This is a genomic window from Sphingomonas sp. OV641, assembly GCF_900109205.1.
In the GTDB taxonomy this organism is placed as follows: domain Bacteria; phylum Pseudomonadota; class Alphaproteobacteria; order Sphingomonadales; family Sphingomonadaceae; genus Sphingomonas.
In genome coordinates, this window is the sequence record NZ_FNZB01000001.1 from 2284978 (window position 1) to 2306586 (window position 21609).

Sequence of the window (21609 nt, forward strand, 5' to 3'; positions counted from 1 at the left end):
ACGACTTCTCCAGTCAGAAGCGAAGGGACAGCGATGCCGCCCCCGACGTTGATACGAAGCGGTAGTAGCTGAGCGGCGCATCACGCTCTTCATGGCGGACGGACAATGCGGCCCGCAGGCGTCTGGTCACGTCCACCGAATAGCCGGCGAACACGCTGTACGTGGTGTCGCGCTCCCGCGGGAACGGCGTGTCCACGATCAGCTGGCCGCGGAACGAGCGCCGCAGATACCGTCCGCCGAGCCGCACCTGCGACCGCGGCGACGGGCGGTAGCTGGCGTTGATCCGCGCTTCCGTCTGGATCGTATAGGCGGTGGCGATGTTGCTCTGGTTGGAAACGTCGCGGGAAAACTGGATATCCGTCTCGATCGCGGGTGCCGGGCGGAATTCCACGCCCGTGCGAAAACCCAGCCCGCTGAACGAGGACCAGCTTTCGTCCTCCGTCTCGACGCGGACGTAATAAGCGCTCGCGCGGAACGAAATCCGCGGCGCCACGGCGCGGCGGAATTCCAGTCCGGTGCGGAATGTGTCGGTGCGATCGTTGAGATCCACCTCCTCGCGAAGCTCGGGCCGATTGAAGCGTTCGTAGCTGGCGACCAGCAGCACGTCGCCGAGGCTGGGCAGCGAATAGCCAAGCGCCGCCTCGACGTAATCGTCGTCCAGATTGTAGACGCGGCGCGCATCCGCACTGTTGGTCACGCGGGTGACGCGCCCCGCGAGCCGGGGATAGAGCCCCGCCGGCCGCCGGCATGCCAGCGAAATCTCATAATCCGTTCGTCGCTCGGTATTGCCGATGATCACGCCCTGGTCGGAAAGCTGCGACTGGCCCCAGTTCAGCCGCACGCCCGGCCGGATGGTGCAAAAGGCACCGACCACGATGTTCACGTCGCCGCCCAGGTCGATCCGCTCCCGATCGAGAAAGGTGTTGCGGTTGTGGAAGTCGTAGCCCGCGGTCCCGCCGATGGTCAGCTGGTGCCGCCCCCCGATCAGCCGGCGAACATCGATGTCGAGCTGCGGCGTAATGCGAACATCCTCCCGATCGCCCGGCGCGCGCTCGTCGTTCAGTCGCAGCATGTTGGTATCGAAGGTGGAGACCACGCCCGCCCGCACGTCGAGCGTGTCGGGCAGCGTCTGGGCGGACGCGCTGGCACTCGCCAGGACGACGCCTGCCATTGTCAGCATCGCCGATCCGCGTTTCCTCATCGCGACGCAACCCGCACGAAGCGGCCGAGAACGGCCATTTGCGGCTTGGCTCGCCCGTCGGACGCGGGCTGCACGTTCATCGGGTATTTGCCCCACCAGTCCCCCCCTGCCCAATAGGCCCAGCCCATCCACACGTCGGGCGCGCGCTGCACGGCGCTCAGCAGGGACGACAGCGCCGCGAGGCACGCGTCACTGTCGCCGGCGCCGAACTCCCCAAGGAAACCCCGTTGTCGCTGTTGCCGCAGCCAGCGTGTCGCCGGTTCCAGGCGCCGCGCCGCCGTTGCCGGATCCACGCACTGCGCCTGCGTCCCGGAATGATCCCGGTCGACATACTGATGCATTTCGAACGCGAAATTGCCGCCGGGGTCGCGGAAGTTGGCGAAGGCGGCAGCGTTCGATGCCTCCCCGCCCTGCGTCCAGCTATGCGCGCCCGTCCAGTTGCTGCCGGGGACGAGGATCAGGTTGCGCGCGCCGGTGCGCCGGATCGCCCGCACCGACCGATCCGCGATCGCTCGCCACGCACGCGGCGTGATGTCGTGCGGCTCGTTCATCAGGCCAAAGGCGATGCGCGGATTGCCGGCGTAATGGCTGGCGAGATTGCTCCAGGTGCGGGCCAGCCGCTCGGCGCCGCCGTCCATTTGATCCAGCCGCGTGCCGCGCAGCCGGCCGTAATTGTGCAGATCAAGAACGATGATGCGAAAACCGGCGAGCTGCGCGAACGCACGATCCAGGCGTCTCATCTCGGCTGGATCAAGCGTCCCGTCCGGCTGTTGCTCGATCCGCTCCCACAATACCGGCACGCGGACGATCTGCATTCCGCTTTTCAGAAATGGCGAGGCGGTCTTCGCGGAAGGGTAGATGTAATCCTTGCCATAAGCGCCCGGCTTTCGCCGCGAGTTGAATTCCCCTCCTGCAAGGTTGATTCCCGCCAGGGGCGCGGCGACGCGCGCACTTTCGGCGACAACAACATCAGAGCCGGAAAAATCCAGCATGCAGGCGATCGCCGCGAGCGCGGGGAGGCGCATCATCAGCCCCACCATCGGACGCCCGACGGAGCAGATCCTGCGGACGAAGCATACATGCGGTCGAATGACCTGCTCGCGGCGATCTGCGAGACCACGGCATTGCTTCCCATCCTTGCCGCTCCCGACGCTTGCGCGGCAGGGCACATCCCCGCCATCTTCCTGCCTGAGGAAGGTCGAGCGCAACGCTGCCAGAATACGGCCACCCTATCACTAAGGAGAAAGGCTTAGGTGGGCGCCGCACGGCAATAACTGAGCAACACCAAAGCGCCCGTTTTCAGCATTTTACCGATTCGGATATTTACAGGCTTCCGCTATCCTCCCTTCCCAGTTGCCCGCAGGTCCATCGGGCCTCGTTCACCTTTGAAACGGCGGATACCGTAGGGAAAACAGCCTGACCGCGCCGCTTGTTCGACATGCAGGAACATTGGCGCCGATCATCATGCCTCTCCTTACGGCTGGTAAACGTCTCCCGCGGCAATCCGGCAATCATCGCTGCATGAAGGGCCACTGACAGGCGACGACGAACCGGACAGACGCAAACGCGTCGTCCCTAGACCTTTGGATGTATGCCTATGACGACATAGGGTCCTGAGCGGCGCAATAAGGATAGTTCCTGATCAGGCTAGTCGCTCTACCTAGGCACCATTCCGGGCTGAAGCCTCTCTGCCAAATGAAATATGCCCCGCCGCGATGGTTCACCGGCTCCTTCCATGCGGCACATGAGCATCAATTCATCCGCCCTGCAGCAGCCGTTCGCCAGGGCTGATCTTCTGCACCGCGCGCGTGCATCCGCACGGCGGCGGGTGGACGAGGTGCGCCAGCAGATCTGGGCCCGTTGGCCGGTGTGGCGCGGCGGTGCTCGCCCCCACAATCTGCCGGGCGAGCTGATCATTTCCGTCACGTCCTATCCCAAACGTTTCCGTTCCCTGCACTACACGCTTCGATCGCTGCTGGAGCAGGATGTGCGTGCGGATCGGACGATATTGTGGGTGGCGGATCAGGATCGGGATGCGATCCCGCGTGCCGTCTGGGGATTGCGCGCCCGCGGGCTGGAAATCCGCTTCACCGCCGATGTCCGGTCCTACAAAAAGCTGGTTCCGGCGCTGGAGGCATTTCCAAACGCGTTCATCGTCACCGCGGATGACGATATCATCTATCCGCCCGACTGGCTCGGCGTGCTGGTGGACGCCTATGATCGTTCCGATCCGTGCATCATCTGCCGCCGCGCGCACCGCATTGGCTTCGCGCCGGACGGCTTCGAACCCTATCTGACGTGGCAGCTCAACCTGGACGACGGGTCTGGCTTTGCGCCGGCGGAGGATCTGCTTGCGGTCGGGGCGGGCGGGATCCTTTATCCGCCGGGCACATTGCACGCGGACGTGCTGCGCGCGGACATGTTCATGCGCCTCGCGCCACAGGGGGATGATCTGTGGTTCTGGTGGATGGGCCGGCGTCTCGGCACCCGGACCAAATGCGCCGGTGAGATGCGAGAATACCGCTACGTCGCGGGCACGCAGGAAACCGGTCTGTGGGGTGAAAACAGCCTGGGCGGCAACGATCGTCAGCTTGCCGCGCTCGTTGCCGCCCTGGGCTATGATCAGGTCCGACCGGGGCAAGCCGAATAGAGTTCGGCCAGCCTCCGGCAAACAACATTCCCGGACCCGGCAGCCGGCCTGATCAGACCGCCGCGGCGACCCGCGGGCGCGTCGCGCTATGCCCGCCCGCGCGATACAGGATCTCGGCCGCCTGTTCGGATGCGATCCCGGCCGAACCGGTATTCACCGATACGAAAACGCCGCCCTGGTGCAGGCGATCGCCATAATAGCGGGCATCGTCATCGCTGACGCCGTGATCGGTCATTACCTTCTCCAGCCCGCCGGCGGCACCGCCCAGTGCCGCACCCGTGACTGCGATGCCCGGCACCACCGAAGACGCGATCGCGCCGGCCGCGGCCAGCGGGCCGACACCGGGAATGGCCAGTGCCGCAATCCCCAGGATCGTGCCGATACCGGCGCCCGCCGCAACCTTGCCGATAAATTCCTTGCTTCCGGCGCCGCTGCCGTCATCGGTGGCGCCGTCGCCATCATGCCGGGCGACGATCGAGATCGCATCGTCACTGACACCGCTCCGCCGGAGTTCGGCGACGGCGCGCTCGGCTTCGGCCTGACTGTCAAACACCGCTGACACAAGATTGGCGTTCATCATTCCTCCTATCGCGGAGCATTCCGCACAGCCCGGAATGAAAGCCAATCAACGCATGTTCCGTTCCAACAATTCATGGTTATCAAGATGTTAACTATAGTTGAGTTACCGTTGGTTCAACTCACCCTCACCAGATCATCGCCAGCACAAGCACGAGGCTGGCGACGAGCGCCCCTCGCAGCCATTTCGCCAGGGTATCACGCGTGGTCACGATCCACGCGCTCACGAGCAACGCCGCCATGCCGATCCAGAAGATTGCGGCGAGCGGCGCGTCGTTGCCGAGGAGCTTGCGCGCGATGAACGTCACCGCCAGCATCAGCGGTGATCCCCAGACCACGGCGTCCCACAGAGATCGCAGGCGCGGCTGCTCGACGCCGCGCCGCTCGCGCTTGCCCAGCCAGATGTACGTGCCGGTGGCGCAGATGGCGGTCAGGACCAGGCCGAATACCAGGTAAGCCAGCTTGATCGGCAAGCCGCCGAAATTTCCGAAGTGCAGCCGGTAGTTGGACGCGGCCGCCTGCTGGCCCAGCGAGCCATCGGCAAGGCCGGCGACACCGTGGAATTTGCCGGCTCCGTCGAAGGTATAATATTCGCCGAAGATCAGTCGCCGCTGATGCTCGCCCAGAACCTGGATGTGCTGCCCCGCCGTGCCCGGGTCGTGCAGGGTTACATAGGTCAGTTCGGCCTGGGGATAATGTTGCCGCATATAGCCAAGCGCGGCAGCGACATCGGGCGCCGGCGCGGCCGTCTTGTCGGGCTTTCCCTCCTCGCCGAAGATCGGCGCATACACCGCCTCCAGATCACCACCATAGCTCGTCGTGGCGACACCAAAGGCTGTGACATAAGCGACGCCGATCAGCGCGCCGGTGAATGCGATCGCCACGGTGAAGGGCAGGGTCCAGACGCTCAGGCGATTGTGCCAGTCGGCCAGTCCGATACCGCCCTTGTCGCGCGCCCTCAGTCGGAAGGCGTCCCGGAAGATGCGCGGATGCGCCACCACGCCGGACAGCGACAATGCCAGCATCATCACGCCAAGCCCGCCGACAATCGTCAGGCCCCATATGGCGGGCAGGTTCAACGTATAGTGGAGCGCGACGAGAAAGTCGGACCAGGCGATCTGTTCGGCACCCGCAATCCTGCCCGATGCATCGACGTGAACGGCCTGGGTATCGGTGGTGATCGTTGCCCGCGGCAGCGGCGCCACCGGCAGGTGGACGTAAAGGTGCGTGGTGGGCGGCTTGCCTTTCTCCGACGCCATCACCGCCTCCACCGCGCGCTGCACGGCGGCGGGCGAGATGGCGGACATCTCCGGAGCGTTCGGCTGCTCGATCCGCTGCCATTCCTGATAGAAGACCGCCACCGCGCCCGACAGGCTGACCAGGTAAAGGAGCGCGCCAGCGACAAGGCCGATCGCGGCATGCGCCGACAGCGCCTGCTTCACCGTGGCATTCTCAGGGGCCAAATTCATCCGATTACTTCCAGGATCAGGCCAATTGCGGCCAAAGCCGCCCAGATCAGCAGCATTTTGATCTGCGCGCGGCGCGTGTTTTCCATCAGCAAGGCATAGCCGAGGATGGTCCAGGCCAGCGGCATCGCGGCCAGCGCCAGCACATTGGCGTCCGCCTCGCCCATCCCTGCGAAGAGGCCAAGCGCACGCAAACCCACTGCGATTCCAGTGGAAATCAGCGCCGCTGCGACGGAAACGATCAGGAACGTGACGATGCGCCGCCCAAGCTGGAGCGGCTCATCCGCCTCCGGCAACATCCGCACCCGCCGGTTCGACGCCCTCCCCACCGTCCCCGCAGGAGCCACCAACCCCGCCTGCCCCAGACACAGCAGCGCGGCCGCCATTGCGGCCATTGCGGCGAGGGAAATGCCCCAAGCTCCCGAGTGCAGAGCCGCGAGAACACAGCCAAGCAGGATGGCAACCCAGCCGACGCTGTTAAGGCTCATTGAGCGGCGTGGCCTCGCCCAGGCAAGCCGCAGGACGGCGACGCCGGCGACCGACGCTGCTGCCCCGCCCATCAGCAGAAGCTCAGCGGCCATTCGACGAGCCTCGATAGCAGGCGATCACGCTGTGGAGGCTCACGCTGGCACTTTGCCTTTTCCCTATAATGAAACCGGATTGAGGGCGCTTGTTGTGGCTCAAGCCGTCGCGCTCATACCAATGCTACAAAGAATGTGAATGTCTCGCAATATCATCGACCCGGCAGGATGTTCCTTTCACCCCCTCTGCTTCACTACCCGCACCCTTGAGCCCTCGCTTGACTTAAGCGCCGGACCCAAGCAACATTGTTACATGCTCGCGCCTGCGACCTATCTGCGGTTCCGCCATCACGCCGGCCAATTGGCCGCACGCCTCTAGCCCCGGCTCACCCGACGTAACTGGCTGAGCCCGGGGTAAATCGATCGACCTTCCGGTGCGCGGCCATGCGCGCCGACCTCGACAAGTGGCAGGCACATCATGACATCATGCTCCTCTTTCTGCGGAGAGACGTTTCGCTCTTCTCCCCCGACGCGCTTTCGACGGGGGATCGGCCGATGATCGAAGAGATCGCGCGGCACCGTTGCACCGGGCGCGGCGGCATGCCGCGCTACGTGATCGAGCATCGTCCGGTCTTCACCACCCACGGTGAGGGCGACACAAGCCTGTACCGGGGCGCGAGCCGAGCATCGCTGCCCGATGGAGAGCCCGTGCGTTACGTTGACGAGCGCACGTTCGCGGTCATTGCGACTGGCGAGATGCTGGTTCACGACCTCCATCGCTGCGGATGTGCACCGGCGCCGAAAATTACCAGCATCGCTGCCGGATCATGCAACAACTGATCGGACAACCGATCTTGACGCCGCTACAAGCTTTCTGACCTTTGCTCACCGATGATCAGCAGCGCCTCGCACGAACGAAGGCGCATCGAGAGGAGAGAAGCAGTGGACATAGAGGTCGTAGCGGAAGGGTTGCTGTTTCCTGAAGGCCCGATCGCCATGGCGGACGGCTCGGTCCTGCTGGTCGAGATCAAGCGACAGACGCTCACACGGGTGCGCCGCGATGGCACCACTGACGTGATTGCCCAGCTTGGTGGCGGCCCGAACGGCGCTGCGATCGGGCCGGATCGCGCCGTCTATGTCTGCAACAATGGCGGTTTCGAGTGGATCGAGCGCGAGGACGGCATGCTCGCGCCGCACGGCACGCCGGCGGATTACGAGAGCGGGTCGATCCAGCGCGTTGACCTTGCTACCGGCAACGTCACCACACTTTATACTTCGTGCGACGGCCGTGCCCTGCGCGGGCCGAACGATCTGGTGTTCGATCACGAAGGCGGCTTCTGGTTCACCGATCTGGGCAAGAGCAACGGCGACACGACACAGGTTGGTCATTTGCTTTACGCTCGGCCGGACGGCTCGCAGATCGTGCGGGTCCGCGAGGGCATGGTGACTCCCAACGGCGTTGGCCTCGCGCCCGACGGCAAGACGCTCTATGTCGCGGAGACGACCACCGGCCGCCTGTGGGCGTTCGATATTGCCGGTCCGGGCCGTCTGACAACGCCGCACGACAGGTGGGCAGCGGGCAAGGTGTACGGACCGCTCCCTGGTTACCAGCTCTTCGACAGCCTCGCAGTGGAAGCGGACGGCCATGTCTGCGTCGCCACGATCGTGAACGGCGGGATCACGGCCTTTGACCCGGCCGATGGCTCATGGGAGCATTTCGCCTTCCCCGATCCGATCACCACCAACATCTGCTTTGGCGGGGACGACATGCGCACCGCCTGGATCACCTGCTCCGGCTCCGGCAGGCTCTTCAAAGCGCGCTGGCCCCGTCCGGGCCTGAAACTCGCCTTTAACGCCTGAAAGCTGCGCTGGCGGATACGCTGTCCGCCGGCCCATCAGCAATAGGCGACCAGACTATCTTTCGAGCACCAGTTCGCCAGTGGCAAGCCGCTCCCGCAGCTCGCGCTTCAGCACCTTGCCCGAGGCATTCTTCGGCAGTTCGTCGACGAACACAATTGCGCGCGGTTTCTTGTAGCTGGCGATATGTTCGCGGCAAAAACCGATGAGGTCGGCTGCACTGGTCGTCTCGCCAAGACGGCAGGAGACGACCGCTACCACCTGCTCGCCCCAGGTCGGATCCTCCGCGCCGATCACCGCCGCCTCGCGGATCGCGCGATGTCGGTAAAGCACTTCCTCCACCTCGCGCGGATAGATGTTCTCGCCGCCAGAGACGATCATGTCCTTCTTGCGGTCGACGATCCACAGATATCCGTCGTCGTTCCAGCGACCGACATCGCCGGTGTGGAACCATGGGCCCGTGAACGCCTTTGCCGTCGCCTCCGCGTTGCGCCAATAACCCGAGAGCACCTGGTCGCCACGCACCAGGATCTCGCCCTCCGTGCCGGGCGGCGCATCCCGGCCATCCTCCGTCACCACGCGCACTTGCGAGAGCAGCATCTGCCGCCCGACCGAGTTCAGAATCGGCAGCCCGTCGTCGAGCGCGCGATCATGTTCCTCCGCCGTCAGCACCATGACGTTGCCGGCAAGTTCGGTCATGCCGAAGCCGGTTGCGAAGCGCACGTTGGGCCATCGCTCCCGGGCACGCAGCAGCACCGCGGCGGGCATCGCCGACGCGCCATAGCCCATGTTGCGCAGCGAGGAGAGATCGTAACGGCTCATCGAGGGATGATCGAGCAGCATGGCAATCATCGTGGGTGCGGCCGATGTCGCCGTGACGCCATGACGCTCGATCGTCGCGAACAGGGTCTCGGGATCGAAGTTCTGCATCAGCACCACGGCTTGGCCGCGCAGGTGCTGGATCAGCAGCGCATAGCCGGCGACATGGTACATCGGGAAGGTGAGCATATAGACGGGCTTCGCCACCTCCCCGTCATCCCGGTCCCAGCTGACGAGCGCGTTCATGACCGCGCCAAGCACGTTGCGGTGGCTGAGCATCGCGCCTTTCGGCAGCCCCGTCGTGCCAGAGGTGTAGAGCAGCCAGGCAAGATCATCGTCGTCGACGGCCACCTCCGGCGCTTCTGGTTGCCCTGAAGCGAGCAAGGTTTCGAACGCGAGTGAACCAGGGACAGGCGCCCCGATGCTGATGATGGTACGCACATCGATGCGGTCGCGGATCGCCTCGATCGCGCCCATGAACTTGTCCTCAACGATCAGCACGGTCGGCTCCGCATTGCCGATGATATAGGCAAGCTCTGCCGGGCTCAGCCGATAATTGAGGAAGGTGAGCGCCATACCGGCGCCCGGCACCCCATAATAGCATAAAGCATATTCAGGGCAGTTCTCGGCCAGGATCGCTACCCGGTCGCCGGGCGCAGCGATCCCGAGCAGCGCATTCGACAGTCGCCAGCAGCGATCGCGCAGCTGGCTGTAGGTCATCGCTTGATCCTGGAATTGCACCGCCACGACATCGGGCGCATGATGCGCGGCAGTGGCAGGAATATCTCCCACCAGCATGATTGGCCCTCTCCTCTCGCCGGTCGATCCCCAGGTCGCCGGCTCTTCTGAAAAGCTATCATGTTCTATTTTCCGGCACGCGGATAGTCGGCCGTTGCACCGGTTGTATTGAGGGCCGCGGGCCGGCTGTTCATGGCCGCGAAATGCCGGAGGCGGTCATGCAGCGGCGATTGTTTGAAATTGGTGGTCAAGCCCTTAGGCTCCGCCGCGAAAAAGAGCGGAGAGATCAAACATGACAACCTGCACCGCCGCCGTCGCGCATGGCCCACATGCCGATTTCGTCCTGGAGGAGCTGTCTGTGCAGCAGCCGCGGGCGGGCGAGGTCCTGGTCAAGGTAGCAGGGGTTGGATTGTGCCACACCGATCTCGTCTTCCGCGATCAGATCGCGACCTATCCCTTCCCCGCCGTCTTCGGCCACGAGGGCGCCGGGGTGATCGAGGCGATCGGTGAGGAGGTAGAGGGCTTTACCGTTGGCGACCAGGTGATCATCGGCTTCTCTAGCTGCGGCACCTGCCCACGTTGCGAAGAGGGCTTGCCGAGCTACTGCCGCAACTTCGTTCCGCTCAACTATGCCGGCATGCGCGTGACGGACGGGTCGCAGGCATATGCGAATGGCGATACTGCGGTTGCCTCACACTTCTTCGGACAATCCACCTTTGCGACCCACGCGATCACCCGGGCGCGCAACTTGGTGAAGGTGGAGAATAGCGCCGCGCCGCTGGAGGTGCTGGGAACGCTTGCTTGCGGGTTTCAGACGGGCGCCGGGGCGATCATGCGCACCTTTGCCTGCCCTGCCGGGTCCAGCCTAGTCGTGTTTGGCGGGGGCCCCGTCGGGCTCGCCGCCGTAATGGCCGCGAAGCTACGCGGTTGTGCTGCGATCATCCTGGTGGAGCCGATGGCGAACCGTCGGAGCATCGGCGCGGAACTGGGCGCAACCCATGTGATCGACCCGAACGACGGGGATCTGGCAACTGCGATCCGCACCATCGTGCCGGAAGGAGTTGATTTCGCCTTTGACACCACGGGCAATGTGGCGGTGATCGAGGCAGGTATGGCGTCGCTTGGCAGTCACGGGGCTATCGGGCTGGTCGGCGTTCCACGCGAGTCCGGCGCATCCATCTCGGTCAACATCAGCGCGCTGATGACACCGGGCCACCGGATCTATGGCATCATCGAAGGTGACAGCGACCAGCAGGGCTTCATTCCAGAGCTGATCGCGCATCATGCGGCCGGGCGCTTCCCGTTCGATCGGCTGGTGCAAACCTATTGCCTCAGCGAGATCAACGAGGCCATTTCGGCGCAGGCACGGGGCGATTGCATCAAGGTGGTGCTGATCCCGTAACTTCTGTTATGCGGCAAGCAATCAGAATCGGGAGAGTGAGGCAATGAACTTCGATAGCGACTATCGCATGTTGATCGGCGGCGAGCTGGTAACCGGCGCCGCGACGCTCGACGTGGTCAATCCGGCGAACGAGGAAGTGATTGCCAGCGTGCCGGACGCAACGCGCGAGGATCTGGACAAGGCGATCGCGGCTGCGCGCAAGGCGTTCCCCGGATGGGCCGCGACGCCGATCGGGGAACGCAAGGCAAAGCTGGCGGCACTCGGACAGGCAATCATGGCGAATGCCGATCCGCTGATGCGCCTGCTGACCAAGGAGCAGGGCAAGCCGCACACGGAATCGCAGGGCGAGGTGATGGGCGCCGGATATTGGCTGATGGCTGCGTCCCAGCTCGACCTGCCCGTTACCGTGAATGAGGATTCGGAAGAGCGGTACAGCGAGACGCGTCATGTACCGCTTGGGGTGGTCGGTGGCATCGCGCCGTGGAATTTCCCGATGATCCTGGCGATGTTCAAGGTCGGCCCCGCGCTGCTCGCCGGCAATACGATGGTACTGAAGCCGTCGCCCTTTACGCCGTTGTCGACGCTGAAATTCGGTGAGCTCGCCGCTGAGCTTCTGCCGCCGGGCGTGCTCAATGTCATCACCGGCGGTGACGATCTCGGCCCCTGGATGACGAGCCATCCGGGTTTCGACAAGATCAGCTTCACCGGATCAACCGCGACCGGCAAGCGCGTGATGCAGTCCGCCGCGCCGACGCTGAAGCGCGTGACGCTCGAGCTGGGCGGGAACGACGCAGCGATCGTGATGCCCGACGTGGATGTCGAGAAGGTGGCGGAGGAGCTGTTCTGGGCGGCCTTCCGGAACAATGGCCAGATCTGCATCGCCACCAAGCGCATGTATGTTCACGAGGACATCTACGATCAGCTGCGCGACGCGCTGGTCGCCTATGCCAAGACCGTGAAGGTGGGCGACGGATCGGAGCAGGGCACGCAGATCGGCCCGATCAACAACAAGCAGCAATATGCCCGCGTGCTGGAGCTGATCCAGGACGCCAAGGACAAGGGCTACAAGTTCCTGGTGGGTGGCGAGAAGGCCGAGGTGCCGGGCTATTTCGTGCCGGTGACGATCCTCGACAATCCGCCTGAGGATGCGCGGATCGTGCAGGAGGAGCAGTTCGGCCCCGTTCTGCCGCTCCTGAAGTTCGATGACCTGGATGACGTGGTCGCCCGCGCGAACGCGACTGACTATGGCCTAGGCGGCTCCGTCTGGGGCAATGACGAGGACAAGGCGTTCGAGATCGCCCAGCGCATCGCCAGCGGCACCGTGTGGGTCAACGAGACGCAGCATCTGTCGCCCATGGCAGCGTTCGGCGGCATGAAACAGTCCGGCGTCGGCGTCGAAGGCGGGATCGAAGGCCTGCTGGAATATACCAACGCGCAGACGATCGTTCGCAAGAAGCGCAAGGAAGCCGTCCCCGCCTAACCTGCGAAACAGAGGTGCGCGGGCGCCCCGTACCGGGTTGTCCGCACACCGCCTCCTGGCCAAGGAATGCTATGACCGAACTGCTCGGCACCTGGACGCTCATTTCCTGCGTGAGCCAGAGAGGCGACAAGGAAAGAAGCACCTTCGGCGATCCGCCTGCCGGGCAGCTGCAATATACCGATGACGGCCGCATGTCGGCGTTCCTGATGGATCCTGACTGGGCTGCTGCGGGCGATCCGCGCGCCGACAGCTTTACCCAGTTCTTTTCCTATGCCGGCTCTTGGCAACGTGAAGGCGACCGGGTGATGCACGACATCCTCTTCGCCTCCCAGCCGACGCGGGTGGGCACACGCTTCGTTCGGCTGATCGTCCCGGTGGACGACGATACGATCGAGCTCGTCACCGAGCCCGAGGTGTCAAAATCCGGCCAGACCTACGTCACGCGGCTAAGGTGGAAACGCGTCCCTGCCGGTAAATGATTAGGCTGGGGGTGAGCTCAGATGGTCGGTCGCATCAGCTCTGGCCCGCATTGGAAAGCGCTGGTCCACGACAGCTGCGACCATACAGGTCCTTTTGAGAAAAGGGCATCAAGCGACGCCGAAAGCGCGACGCTGTCGACGGCGGATTGGCCCATGCGGGATGTGCTGCGTTCGTCTGCGCGTCGTGTTGGACACGAGAGCGCCTTCGCGTGGATGCTACCAATGGTTGCGAAAGGCGATGATGGCAGGGGCAGGATTGAGCCGCTGTAGCTCTCAAGGTCGCCTGATTGCATAAGTTTGTTGTCGACAACAACCTCAGCGACCTCAGCGAACCCATCTCTCCGTCCCTCAGCGCCCAAACACCGGTGCGCGGTCGAAATCCTCTTTCCCGAACGGCCGATCGGTGAAGAGATAACCGTAATAGAATTCGCGCAAGCGGCGGTGGAAGTTGCGGATGCGATCCTGATAGGCGAGCTGCGCCGTCAGGTCCGTGTCCGCCAGCCGGGTGAGCAGCGCCTGCACCCCGACCGATGGCAGCACCCAGCCGAGCGCCCGCGCCGCCGCATCGCGCCGCTCCAGCCCGGCGCGATAGGCATGTACCTGCGCCGCCACGCTTTCATCGCCGTTCTGGTGAAACGCGAGATACCATTTGTAGTGGAATTCCGGCCCGAGTGGCGCCGATCCGGCCCAGCGCGGATGACTGGCATAGAACCGCCGCATCGTTTCCTCGCGCGGGATGTCCCAGGCGTGATTGACGCGTTCGCGCTGCGCCAGCGCGATCTCAGCCCCTTGCGTGATCGGCACCGCGCGGTTGATCGCGACATGCGCCAGCGTCGGCGCGATCAGCACCAGCACCAGCCAGCAGGCGGCAAGCGTCGCGGCGTTGGCCACCGAGGTCCAGCGCAGCCGCCCGATCAGCGCGGCGAGACCGATCCAGAACAGGAGGTAGGCGGCAATGACGAGCAGGATCAGCAGGATCGCCCCCGCCCCCACGCCGGACGATATGGCGGCAACGGCAAACGGCACCGCCAGCACCGCCCATAGCATCGTCAGCCGCAGCAACGTACGCCGCCGCATCAGCCCCGCCCCGCCGCGCGGCAGCGCGGTCAGCGTACGCAGCCGCCCCGCCTCGCGCTCGCCCGAGACGAGATCGTGAAACAGCGCGATGACGAACAACGGCGCCAGGAACACCAGCACGAAGGCAAAATCGAAGCGGCCGGGCAGCGCCAGTTCCGGGTTGAACGTGTCGCCATCATAGATCTGCGCCTCCAGCCCCAGCGTCCGGACGCGCAGGATGAAAGGCGACACGTCGCGCATGCCGAGTGCGGCAAAGGCGAGCGGCGACGGTGCGTCCCAGGTGGGATGGAAGCTGTAATAGGCCGCGCTGCCCGCATCCTTGGTCCGGTCGACATAGTCGGCGACGGCGCCGATATCCTCCGCCTGCGCAGCCGGAATGGCGGCGATCGCGTCGCGCTGGCGCGACACTTCCGCCATGCCCGCGGCAAGCGCCGCAATCGAAAGAACCGCCAACAGGACCAGCGTGATAACGGTGAGGCGGGCGCGCAGCAGCAGGCGCAGTTCGTGGCTCCAGAGGTTCAACGGCCCTCTCCCAACTTGCGCGCGGCCCGGGCGAGCAGCGCTGCGGCGACGGCCAGCCAGCCGAGCACGATGGCCAGCCCCGGCAGGGAGCCGGCGGCGAGCATGGCGCCGCTGGGCGCCTGATAGGCGAAGTCGGGCATCCGTCCCCAATTGCTGGCGGACACGCGCTTGCGCCGGTCCGCATCGGCGTCGGTGGCGGTGTCGTCGCCATAGCTGACCGCCTCCGCCTGCATCCGGTTGAGCCGCTGGACCAAGGCGTAGCGATAGGCTTCGGCCTGCTCCAAGAAGCGGCGATGGCCCGTGAAATCGGTGCCCGCCGCCGCCATCGACAGCGAGCGGAGTGCGATCGCCGGGCTCAGCATGCCGACCGCCTCGACCAGCGCATTCTGCCTGTCCTGCGCGTGGTAGCTTTGCCGGGCGTATTGGTCGAACAGCTCGGACGTCAGACGCTCGCCTTCCATGCCGAGCAGGCCCTTGTAGTTGAGCGGCAGATCCTCAATGCGGGTGACGCCGTACTTGGCCAGTACCGATTGCTTGAACGCGGCGAAGTGCGGATCGTCGGGATTGTGGCTGTCCCCCATGCGGCGCAGATCGCGCGCGATCGCGACATCCGTCTGAAGCCGGTTCTGGAGCGGCACCGCGGCGCTCGCCACATCGGGCGCGACGCGCGGCAGCAGCACGACCGCCACGGCCCATAGCGCGACCAGCGCCAGCAGCGCGTCCCGGCTGCGGCGGACCAGCGCCGAAACGAGCACAATCAGCACCACCCAAAGGGCGAGATACGCCGCATAGCCGAGGGCGATCACCACCATCGGCAACGCCAGCGCGCCGGGCTGGCCGGCAATGGCGAGGAAGCCGATCATCGCCGGCAGCCCCGCGAACAGCGCGACGGCGCCGAGTGCCAGCAGCTTGCCGCGTACCACCTGCCCCCGCGATGCCCCTTGCAGCATCAGGACGCGCATCGTGCCGCGCTCCGTCTCCCGCGCCAGAGCGCCATAGCCGAGGAAGATCAGAAGCAACGGCGCGACCACCTGAAGCACGAAGGCTGGCGTCAGTTGTCCAAAGCGGACCAGAAGCGAGCTTTTCCGCACGTCACCGAAATTGGCGGTATTCTGCCGGTGCCCCTCCAAAAACATGCTGCTGCCGGTGAACGCATCGACGCCGGGATCGAAGGCGGCGAGCGGGCCGAGCGGGCGGAAGATGAAATGGCCGTAATGGACCACGCGGTGCGGGTGGCGATCGGGCTGTGCGTCGAACGCGTGCTGCGCCTCATGCTGGTGACGGGCGCGCAGATCGGCATTGGCGCGCTGGTGCGACCAGGAGCTGAGCACGGCGACGAGCGTCAGCAGCACCAGCAGCGCGAAGGCGATCACCGCGACCCGGTTGCGCAGCATCAAGCGCAATTCGTCGCGGGCGATAAGACGTGTCACGCTCATGCCGCGAGCCGCTCCGTCGCTACCACGAAGCGGGCGTGAAGCGCGCGCACGTCGAACCGCTCCGCGCCGCTCGCGGCGACCTCCTCGACGATGCGACCGGCCTCAAGAAAGCCGATCCGGTCGGCGACATCGGCGGCAGAGAGAAGGTCGTGCGTCACCATCAACACCGCGGTGCCGCGATCGCGCACTGCGGCGACCAGCGCGTTGAAATCGGCCGTGGCGCGCGGATCTAGGCCAGAGGTCGGCTCGTCAAGCAACAGCACCGGCACTTCGCGCAACAGGGCTACCGCGATCGCTACCTTTTGCCGCATGCCCTTGGAAAATCCGCCGAGCCGCTGATCCCAGGCGCGGTCCTGCAACCCCGCCGCCGCCAGTGCATCGGTAATGACACGGCGATCCTTGCGCTCGTCGGACAGGGCCAGGAGATAGTCGGCATTCTCGACGGCGGTCAGATGCTCGTACAGCGCGACATTCTCCGGCAGATAGGCGATCCGCCGACGCGCACCGTCCGGATCGGCGCCGGGATCCACTCCGTCCACCAGCACCGTGCCGGACTGCGCGCGCACGAAGCCGAGCAGCGTCGCCAGCGTGGTCGACTTGCCCGCGCCATTGCCGCCAAGCAGCGCAGTGATGCTGCCGGCGGGCACCCGCAGCGACAAGCCGTCGAGCACGCGATGATCGCCATAGGCCAGGGTCAGGCCGTCGATCAGGATCGGAGCGGGCGGTGGCGTCATCTCTACCTCGTCGGATGCTATGGGCCGCCACCTGCCGCATCGCAGCGGATAAGACAACATATCATTGACGTTGTTACAACATCTCGTCATCAGGCACATGAACAGGCCTGTCGCGCGCAGCCGAAGGGTCGGGATCAGTCTCAAGGGGAATAACTCACGTGCGTTTATCCGTGCGCGCGGCGGCGCTCGCCAGCGCCCTGCCGCTTGCCATCGCCATGGCATGCTCACCCGCCGCGGCGGAGATCGAAGCCGAAGCGCCGGCGGAGGAAGAGCGCGAGGCGATCACCGTCACCGGTGTGCGCCAATCCTATCGCGGCGACTTCGCGCTGAAGGAAATCCCGCAGGCGATCGCCACAATCGACGAGGCGGTGATCGAGGAGAACAACATCCTCCGCCTCACCGACGCGCTGGACTTGAACGCCTCCATCTCACGGCAAAACACGCTTGGCGGATTGTGGGACAGCTTCGCGGTGCGAGGGTTTGCCGGCGACGAGAACCTGCCCAGCGGATACCTCGTCAACGGCTTCAACGCCGGGCGCGGCTACAGCGGGCAGCGCGACGTGGCCGGGATCGAGCGGGTGGAGGTGTTGAAGGGACCGGCGGCCGCCGTGCTCGGGCGCGGCGAGCCGGGTGGTTCGATCAACCTCGTCACCAAACAGGCGGAACTCGGCCGAACCTTCGGCACCGCGTCGCTCCAGTATCGCAGCTTCGATACGGTGCGGACGGAGGGCGATGCCAATGTCGCGCTGACCGGCAACCTCACCGCCCGGCTGATCGGGTATGCAGAAAGCGGCGACACCTTCCGCGACACGGTGGAGCAGAAGCGCTGGGGCTTCCTGCCGTCGATCGGCCTGGGCATCGGCGATAATACGCGCCTCACCTACGATTTCGAATGGACGCGGGTAGAAGTGCCGTTCGACCGCGGCATCGTGGTGCTGAACGGCGACTTTGACACGGTGCCGCGCTCCCGTTTTCTGGGAGAACCGAGGGATGGCGACATCGTGGCGCGTGCCACCGGGCACCAGCTGCGCCTGCAGCATGATTTCAGTGACCGCTGGAGCTTGTTGTTAGGAGCGAGCCATCGTGACACGACGCTGAGCGGCTTCGCCTCCGAAGCGGAGACCGCGAGGGCACGGCAGAAGCTTTTCATCGATGGCCGTTCGCTGTCGCGGCAGCGTCGCTCGCGGGACTTCTCATCGGAACATAGCGTGGTGCGTGCCGAGCTCGCCGGGCAGTTCGAGACGGGCACCTTGCGCCACCGTGTCCTGATCGGAGCCGACTTCGACTACTTCGACTCGTCGCAGCTGAGCGCCCGCTATCGCGGCCCGGTAACCACGGCGGCGACCAGCGATGCGGCAGGCTATGCGATCGACCTGCAGAACCCGGTCTACGGCCGATCCAGCCCACCGTCGCTGACGCGCTTCCTCGACCGCCTCGATACGCAGCGCACCATGGGCATCTATGTGCAGGATCAGATCAGCCTGACCGATCGGCTGCAGGTTCGCGTCGGTGGCCGTTATGACGATTTCCTCCTGCGCGTGAACAACCGCCTGAACAACACGCTGGGCCGCCGTCGGCGGGGCCGGTTCAGCCCGCAGGCCGGCATCGTCTATGAACTGAACGATCCGCTGTCACTCTACGCGGCTTATGGAGAGGGCTATCGCGGCAACATCGGCGCCGATGCAGCCGGCAACGTCTTCGAGCCTGAAACCAGCAAGTCGATCGAAGCGGGCGTGAAGCTTTCCACGCTGGCGGGCCGCCTGAGCGGAACGCTGGCGGTGTTCCAGCTCGAAAAGTCCAATGTCCTCGCCACGGACACGCTCAACTCCGGCTTCTCGGTGGCGATCGGCAAGGCCCGCAGCCGCGGCGTCGAACTGGACCTGAATGGCAAGCTGCCGGGCGACGTCGATGTGCTGCTGAGCTATGCCTATACTGATGCCGAGACACGGTCCCGCGTGCTGGACCCGAACTTCGCCTTCCTGATCGAACCCGGCGATCCGCTCATCAACATTCCGAAACACAATCTGAATGTGCAGGCGATCAAGCACTTCACCTTCGGGTCGCGTGCGGCAAGCCTGGGTGCCGGGGTGCAATATGTGGGGAAGCGAAGCGGCGAGACCGGGACCGCCTTCATGCTGCCGTCCCATACCTTGGCCCGCGTCTTCGGGCAGGTCGACGTGATCGATGGGCTGGAGCTGTTCGGGTCGGTCACCAACCTGTTCGACGAGCAATGGTATGCCAGCAGCTTCTCGCCGCTCTGGGTGCAGCCGGGCAGCCCGCGCACCGGGACGATCGGCCTGCGCGCCACTTTCTAACAAGAGGGATCTCATGCGTTTGACCACCAAGGCGGCGGCCGGCCTTGTCCTGCTTGCCGCTCTTCCTGCCGTTGCCCAATCCGTGCAGCCGTCCCCCGCCGTGCTTCCCCCCGCCCTCCCGTGGTCCGGCGCCAGCGAACGACTGGTCGTCCCGGCTTCGGATCCGTGGAGCACCCCCGCCGAGCGCGCCGGCTTCGCCACCACGCCGCGCTACACGGAGGTGCGCACGTGGCTGGAGAAGCTCGCCGCAGCTTCCCCGCTGGTCACCGTGGAGACGTTCGGCAAGACCGGCGAAGGGCGCGACCTCGTTTTCGTGCGCGCCAGCAAGGGCGGCGCGGGCAAGCCGGTCGTCCTGGTGCAGGCCGGCATCCATTCGGGTGAGATCGACGGCAAGGACGCCGGGCTGATGCTGCTGCGCGACATTGTCATGCGCGGCAAGGATGCGCTCCTCGACAAGGTCGACCTCGTCTTCGTCCCGATCCTCAACATCGACGGGCATGAGCGGATGAGCGCGTGGAACTTCCCCGCGCTGCGCGGCCCGGCGCAGAAGGGCTATGTCCGCAACGCCCGCAACATCAACCTTAACCGGGATTATGCGAAGGCAGATGCGCCGGAAACGCGCGCGATCATCACGCTGCTGCGCCGGCTGGACCCGATCCTCTATGTCGATTGCCACGTCAGCGACGGCTTCGACATGCAATATGACGTGACCTTCACCTATGCGGGCTGGGGAACCTACGCCCGCCATCGCGCCACGGCCGACTGGCTACAGACCCGCTTCGGCCCCGCTGTGACCGCCGCACTGGAGAAGGCCGGACATGTGCCGACCATCTATCCCAGCCCGATCGACACGCGCGATCCCACCAAGGGCATACGCTATGCCCCCGAAGGGCCGCGCTATTCGACCGGTTATGGCGATTTCATCGGCGTGCCGACCGTGCTGGTCGAGAACCATATGCTCAAGCCGTACCGTCAGCGAGTGCTCGGCACCTATGTGCTGCTGGAGGAAGCGCTGCGCCTTGCCGCCATCGATGCGGGCCGCATCGCAACCGCCAAGGTAAGAGATCGCGCCAGCCGCCCCGCCGAACTGCTGACGCAGTGGAAGCCCGCTGCCGAGCCGATCGGCTGGGTCGAAAAGTTCAAGGGCGTCGCGTTCGAGACCTATCGCTCGCCGGTTACCGGGCGCGACGAGCAGCGCTGGCTTGCCAAGCCGATTACCTTCCGCATGCCGATCATCGGCCAGACGCCGACTGAGAGCGTGCGCCTGCCCCGCGCTTGGTGGGTGCCCGCCGCCCAGACCGAGGTGATCGACCGCCTGCGGCTCCACGGCATCCGGTTTGAGACGCTGGGTGAAGCGCGCACGCTGAAGTTGGATCGCGTGCGGCTGGTCGATCCGGTGCCTCAGCCTGCCAATGACGGCCGAACCGCGCTGAAATCGGGTTTTGCGCACGAGCAGACCCGCGAAACGCTGGTACCGGGTACGATCCGCATTCCCTATGATCAGCCGCTCGGCCTGCTTGCCGCCGCGCTGCTGGAACCGGAGAGCCAGGATTCATTCCTCGCCTGGGGCTTCTTTCCAGAGATGCTGTCCCCCGCGCCTGGCGCGGAGGCGTTCGTGCTGGCGCCCACCGCCGACGCGTTGCTCACCCGCGATCCCAAGCTTAAGGCCGCCTTCGAGGCAAAGCTGGCCGCCGACGCTGGTTTCGCGGCCGATCCCGACGCGCGGCTCACCTGGGTAATAGAACAGGCGGCCGAACGCGATCCGTTCCGCTGGACCTATCCGGTACGCCGGGAGCTCTGATCCGCTCACAACGGGGCCGCTCACGGCACCAGCTCGAACCCGCCGCGGCATCGGAGGCGAGACGATATAGGAGCGGACATGCTGAGGCGCGTGCTCAGTCCAACGCTCGTCACGCTCTTGTTAGACCGGAAGCCGAGAAGGCGATGTTGAAGTCCAAGCTAGCAACAAGTGGCAAACACTCCACACGTCATCATCCCACCCCACTTGGCCCTGCAGTGCCTCTTCGAGGAGAAGGTCGGCAAGCTTTGCGGCACTGAACAACGAGACAGCTCGCTGCAAAGTCCCGGAAATCCGGTCGACGCTAATGGAGAGCGTCGCGTTTAACGCCGACGGCGCGCAGGGTCGCGCGGTTTGAGGTGGTGGCGGAGGTGGCGGACCGGATCGTGTTGGCGACAAACGAAAACGCCGCCCTTTGGGGGCGGCGTTTGTGGTTTTATGGCGGTGGTTGCGGGGACAGGATTTGAACCTGTGACCTTCAGGTTATGAGCCTGACGAGCTACCGGGCTGCTCCACCCCGCGTCACCTTTAGCTGAGC

The 21609-nt window shown here is 65.0% G+C and carries 17 protein-coding genes and 1 tRNA gene; 8 read left to right on the forward strand and 10 right to left on the reverse strand.

All coding sequences use genetic code 11. The features are described from left to right. Nucleotides 1–13 precede the first annotated feature (13 nt). Both BMX36_RS10825 and BMX36_RS10830 read right to left on the reverse strand, forming a co-directional pair. Complete coding sequence (locus BMX36_RS10825) at nt 14–1180, reverse strand: porin family protein (RefSeq protein WP_143058549.1); 1167 nt, start codon at nt 1178–1180, stop codon at nt 14–16. A 17-nt stretch (nt 1181–1197) separates the two neighbouring features. Then, the gene (locus BMX36_RS10830; RefSeq protein WP_256210732.1) at nt 1198–2229 is read right to left on the reverse strand and encodes a glycoside hydrolase family 5 protein; all 1032 of its coding nucleotides are present in this window, start codon (nt 2227–2229) and stop codon (nt 1198–1200) included. A 716-nt stretch (nt 2230–2945) separates the two neighbouring features. Between BMX36_RS10830 and BMX36_RS10835 the strand changes: the two genes are divergently transcribed. Further along, nucleotides 2946–3851, forward strand: a complete 906-nt coding sequence (locus BMX36_RS10835; protein WP_177179087.1) for a glycosyltransferase — start codon at nt 2946–2948, stop codon at nt 3849–3851. 52 nt (nt 3852–3903) lie between these two features. Here BMX36_RS10835 and BMX36_RS10840 read toward each other — a convergent pair whose 3' ends face one another. From BMX36_RS10840 to BMX36_RS10850, 3 genes are all read right to left on the reverse strand, one after another. Continuing rightward, on the reverse strand, nt 3904–4428 hold the full coding sequence (locus BMX36_RS10840) for a hypothetical protein (RefSeq protein ID WP_143058550.1): 525 nt from the start codon (nt 4426–4428) through the stop codon (nt 3904–3906). Between the two features lie 127 nt (nt 4429–4555). After that, nucleotides 4556–5896, reverse strand: coding sequence for a PepSY-associated TM helix domain-containing protein (locus BMX36_RS10845; protein ID WP_093065039.1), 1341 nt, complete (start codon nt 5894–5896; stop codon nt 4556–4558). After that, a complete protein-coding gene (locus BMX36_RS10850; RefSeq protein WP_093065041.1) occupies nt 5893–6474 on the reverse strand; it encodes a hypothetical protein in 582 nt (193 codons plus the stop codon). Before BMX36_RS10850 ends, BMX36_RS10845 begins: the two co-directional genes overlap by 4 nt. Before the next feature lie 384 nt (nt 6475–6858). On the opposite strand from BMX36_RS10850, the gene BMX36_RS10855 reads away from it, so the two are divergent. Continuing rightward, nucleotides 6859–7254 (forward strand): hypothetical protein, encoded by a 396-nt coding sequence (locus BMX36_RS10855; RefSeq protein ID WP_093065043.1) that lies wholly within the window; start codon nt 6859–6861, stop codon nt 7252–7254. Nucleotides 7255–7356: 102 nt separating this feature from the next. Then, nucleotides 7357–8274 (forward strand): SMP-30/gluconolactonase/LRE family protein, encoded by a 918-nt coding sequence (locus BMX36_RS10860; protein WP_093065045.1) that lies wholly within the window; start codon nt 7357–7359, stop codon nt 8272–8274. Nucleotides 8275–8328: 54 nt separating this feature from the next. Here BMX36_RS10860 and BMX36_RS10865 read toward each other — a convergent pair whose 3' ends face one another. Further along, nucleotides 8329–9888, reverse strand: a complete 1560-nt coding sequence (locus BMX36_RS10865; protein WP_093065047.1) for an acyl-CoA synthetase — start codon at nt 9886–9888, stop codon at nt 8329–8331. Between the two features lie 232 nt (nt 9889–10120). On the opposite strand from BMX36_RS10865, the gene BMX36_RS10870 reads away from it, so the two are divergent. The 3 genes from BMX36_RS10870 to BMX36_RS10880 all read left to right on the forward strand — a co-directional run bounded on the left by BMX36_RS10870 (nt 10121) and on the right by BMX36_RS10880 (nt 13189). Then, on the forward strand, nt 10121–11230 hold the full coding sequence (locus BMX36_RS10870; protein WP_093065048.1) for an NAD(P)-dependent alcohol dehydrogenase: 1110 nt from the start codon (nt 10121–10123) through the stop codon (nt 11228–11230). A gap of 43 nt (nt 11231–11273) precedes the next feature. Continuing rightward, nucleotides 11274–12710, forward strand: a complete 1437-nt coding sequence (locus BMX36_RS10875) for an aldehyde dehydrogenase family protein (protein WP_093065050.1) — start codon at nt 11274–11276, stop codon at nt 12708–12710. Nucleotides 12711–12781: 71 nt separating this feature from the next. Next, the gene (locus tag BMX36_RS10880; RefSeq protein ID WP_093065052.1) at nt 12782–13189 is read left to right on the forward strand and encodes a lipocalin-like domain-containing protein; all 408 of its coding nucleotides are present in this window, start codon (nt 12782–12784) and stop codon (nt 13187–13189) included. 348 nt (nt 13190–13537) lie between these two features. Here the strand turns inward: BMX36_RS10880 and BMX36_RS10885 are convergent, their stop codons facing one another. Genes BMX36_RS10885 through BMX36_RS10895 form a run of 3 tightly spaced genes read right to left on the reverse strand, consistent with a single transcriptional unit; the run spans nt 13538 to nt 16958 of the window. Continuing rightward, nucleotides 13538–14788, reverse strand: coding sequence for a DUF3526 domain-containing protein (locus BMX36_RS10885; RefSeq protein ID WP_093065054.1), 1251 nt, complete (start codon nt 14786–14788; stop codon nt 13538–13540). Further along, entirely contained in the window at nt 14785–16224 is a 1440-nt protein-coding gene (locus tag BMX36_RS10890; protein ID WP_093065056.1) for an ABC transporter permease, read from the reverse strand. Before BMX36_RS10890 ends, BMX36_RS10885 begins: the two co-directional genes overlap by 4 nt. Then, a complete protein-coding gene (locus BMX36_RS10895; protein WP_093065058.1) occupies nt 16221–16958 on the reverse strand; it encodes an ABC transporter ATP-binding protein in 738 nt (245 codons plus the stop codon). Before BMX36_RS10895 ends, BMX36_RS10890 begins: the two co-directional genes overlap by 4 nt. 215 nt (nt 16959–17173) lie before the next feature. On the opposite strand from BMX36_RS10895, the gene BMX36_RS10900 reads away from it, so the two are divergent. Next, nucleotides 17174–19273: a TonB-dependent siderophore receptor gene (locus tag BMX36_RS10900; protein ID WP_093065511.1), complete on the forward strand. Its 2100-nt coding sequence runs from the start codon at nt 17174–17176 to the stop codon at nt 19271–19273. A gap of 13 nt (nt 19274–19286) precedes the next feature. Continuing rightward, nucleotides 19287–21074 (forward strand): M14 family metallopeptidase, encoded by a 1788-nt coding sequence (locus BMX36_RS10905; protein WP_093065060.1) that lies wholly within the window; start codon nt 19287–19289, stop codon nt 21072–21074. Nucleotides 21075–21516: 442 nt separating this feature from the next. Here BMX36_RS10905 and BMX36_RS10910 read toward each other — a convergent pair. Then, a tRNA-Met gene (locus BMX36_RS10910) sits at nt 21517–21593 on the reverse strand. Nucleotides 21594–21609: the final 16 nt, after the last annotated feature.